Origin of the sequence: Rhizobium phaseoli (assembly GCF_010668805.1) — a bacterium.
In the GTDB taxonomy this organism is placed as follows: Bacteria; Pseudomonadota; Alphaproteobacteria; order Rhizobiales; family Rhizobiaceae; genus Rhizobium; species Rhizobium phaseoli_A.
Window position 1 is genome coordinate 1 of the sequence record NZ_WUFT01000064.1, and the last position, 527, is coordinate 527.

Below are 527 nucleotides of genomic sequence, written 5' to 3' on the forward strand. Positions count from 1 at the left end.
CGGCCGCCGACGGCACGGCGCTGCCCGGCTGGCTGAGCTTCAATGCCACGACGCGGACCTTCTCCGGCACGCCGACGACATCAGGCACTTACGGCGTCAAGGTGACGGCGACCGACCTTGGCGGCCTTGCCGCCAACGAGAGCTTCAACATCGCCGTGTCGACGCCTGGCAATACGCCGCCGACGGCAGTTGCCGATGTGGGTGACGCGACCGAGAAGGGCGGCGTCGCCAACGGTTCGGGCGGCGTGGTTGCGAGCGGCAACGTGCTGACCAACGACACCGATCCGAATGCCGGTGACACCAAGACCGTCACGGCGGTCGGCTTCGGTGCGACCTCAGGCACGCTCGGCACCGCGCTCGCCGGCACCTATGGCAGTCTCGTGCTCAGTGCATCGGGCGTCTATAGTTATGCCGTCAACGAGGCCAATACCGCCGTCCAGGGGCTGCGGCAGTCGATCAACACGCTGAGTGACGTCTTCAGCTACACGATGCGCGATACCGCCGGCGCGACCGCCACGGCCAATATC

The 527-nt window shown here is 67.0% G+C and carries 1 protein-coding gene; it reads left to right on the forward strand.

Features of this window, described 5'->3' with window-relative positions:
- The coding region (locus GR197_RS32945; protein ID WP_204330505.1) for a putative Ig domain-containing protein at window positions 1-527 on the forward strand (527 nt) is incomplete at both ends.